The 2,168-nt window shown below is 76.5% G+C and carries 3 protein-coding genes; all 3 read right to left on the reverse strand.

Annotation, left to right across the window (positions count from 1 at the left end; translation table 11 throughout):
- Nucleotides 1-772 (reverse strand): protoporphyrinogen/coproporphyrinogen oxidase (locus AC0CYZ_RS16635; RefSeq protein ID WP_472217289.1); only part of this gene is annotated, 772 nt, incomplete at its 3' end.
- A 4-nt stretch (nt 773-776) separates the two neighbouring features.
- On the reverse strand, nt 777-1,667 hold the full coding sequence (locus tag AC0CYZ_RS16640; RefSeq protein WP_472217291.1) for a TIGR01777 family oxidoreductase: 891 nt from the start codon (nt 1,665-1,667) through the stop codon (nt 777-779).
- Nucleotides 1,668-1,917: 250 nt separating this feature from the next.
- Nucleotides 1,918-2,168 (reverse strand): 2-oxo acid dehydrogenase subunit E2 (locus AC0CYZ_RS16645; protein WP_472217294.1); only part of this gene is annotated, 251 nt, incomplete at its 5' end.

Raw genomic sequence — 2,168 nt, forward strand, 5'->3', positions numbered from 1 at the left:
CGATCACCGCGCCGGCCCGGACGGATCCGCCGTCGGTGCGGACGTCCACGCCCGCACCCGCGGGCGTGAGCCCGGAGACCCGCGTCGCGAGGTGCACCGTCCCCGCGGGCAGGCGCGCCGCGAGGTGGCCGGGCACGGCGCCGATGCCCCGCGAGGGCAGCGTCAGGTCCCCGAGCGCGAATGTCCGCCAGAACAGCGACACCACCCGCGACGACGTGGCGAGGTCCGGGTCGCCGGTCACGCCGGACAGGAACGGGCGCAGGAACCGCTCGGTCGCGGCCCCGCCGAGCCCGAACCGCGCGAGGTCCGCGGCGGCGGAGCGCTCGGGTGCGCGGGCCTGGCGCGACGGCGGGACGAGCAGGGAGCGCAGTGTGTAGGCCGCGATCCCGAGCTTCTCCCGCGGTCCGAGCAGCCCGGTCAGCGCCGTCCGCGGCCCCCAGGTGGGACGGCGGCGCGGATCGGCGACGCGGTGCAGCCGGCCGTCCTCGGTCCGCACGGCGGCGCCGGGGACGAAGGGGCGCAGGTCGAGGGCCTCGAGGTCCACGGCGGCCTGCAGCGCGGGGTAGGAGGTGTTGAGGATCTGGAACCCGCGGTCGACGAGGAACCCGTCGACGACGTCGGTGCGCACCCGCCCGCCCACGCCGTCGGAGGCCTCGCACACCACCACCGAGCGCCCGGCGCGCGCCACCGTCCGGGCCGCGTTGAGCCCGGCGAGCCCGGCGCCGACGACCAGGACGTCGACCGCGTCGGGCAGCCCGGACGGGCCGGCCACGGGGTCAGCCGTCCAGCACCGCGGAGAGCGCGGCGTGCACCGTCGTGTGCGAGAACCCGTAGCCCTCGCGCTCCAGCACCCCCGGCAGCACCCGCTGGCTGACCAGCACGCCCTCGTCGGCGAACTCGCCGAGGACGGCACGCATCGCGAAGCCGGGAACGATCCACGGGGCGGGCCGGTGGACGATCGAGGACATCACCTTCATGAACTCCCGGCAGGTCACCGGCGCGGGTCCGCTGGCGTTGACCGGCCCCACGACGGAGTCGTGCTCCAGCGCCCAGGTGATCGCGCCGACCTCGTCGTCGAGGCTGATCCACGGCCAGTACTGCTCGCCGGATCCCAGCCGGCCGCCGAGCCCGAACTTCACGACCGGCCGCATGATGCCCATGAGCCCGCCCGCGGGGGAGAGCACGAGCCCGGTCCGGATCATCACGACCCGCGCGCCCGCCTCGGCCGCGGGCGCGGTGGCGTTCTCCCAGTCGCGCACCAGGTCGGCGAGGAAGCCCCGGCCGCGGGCCCCGGACTCGTCGACCGCGACCGCGCCGGTGTCGCCGTAGTAGCCGACCGCCGAGCCGTTGATCAGCACGGGGATGCCGTGGGCGGCGACGGCGCGGGCGAGCACGTCGGTGGGGACGAGGCGGCTGTCGCGCAGCTCCTGCTTGCGGGCGCCGGTCCAGCGCTTGTCCGCGATCCCGGCCCCGGAGAGGTTGATCACGGCGTCCACGCCGTCGAGGGCGCCGTCGTCGATGCGCCCCGACGGCGGGTCCCAGCCGCGCTCGTCGGGGGCCTGCGGCGTGCGGCGGACGAGGCGGACGACCTCGTGGCCCGCGCTGCGCAGGTGGGGCACCAGCGCGGTACCGATGAGTCCGGACGACCCGGAGATGAGGACGCGCATGGCGTGATCGTCGCGGAGTCGGGCGCGCCGCGCGACCGGAGCGGCCCGTCCGTCGGTGGGCGTGGTGTCCGGTTCGCCCGGGTGCGGCACGCGGCCCGGAACCCGGCGAGGCGGCCCGTCAGTCGAACGGACCAGTCGAGGGCACCCGGCTCTCGGAGCCCCGGGCCGCGGGACGGCCGACGGGCCCCCTCGCCCGGTCCTGCTGGGCGAGAGGGTCCGTCGGTCGAGCAGGGCGTGGGGCCCGGCGGACCTAGAGGCCGAGGTCCGCCTCGAACGCGCCCGCCTCGAGCCGGGCCTTGACCGAGCCGAGGAACCGGGCGGCGTCCGCCCCGTCGACGATGCGGTGGTCGTAGGACAGGCAGAGGTAGGCCATGGAGCGGATGGCGATCGACTCGCCGCCCTCGCCGTCGGTCACGACCACCGGCTTCTTCACGACCGCGCCCGTGCCGAGGATCGCGACCTGCGGCTGGTTGATGATCGGGGTGTCGATCAGCGCGCCGC

This window comes from Actinomycetospora sp., from assembly GCF_055612215.1.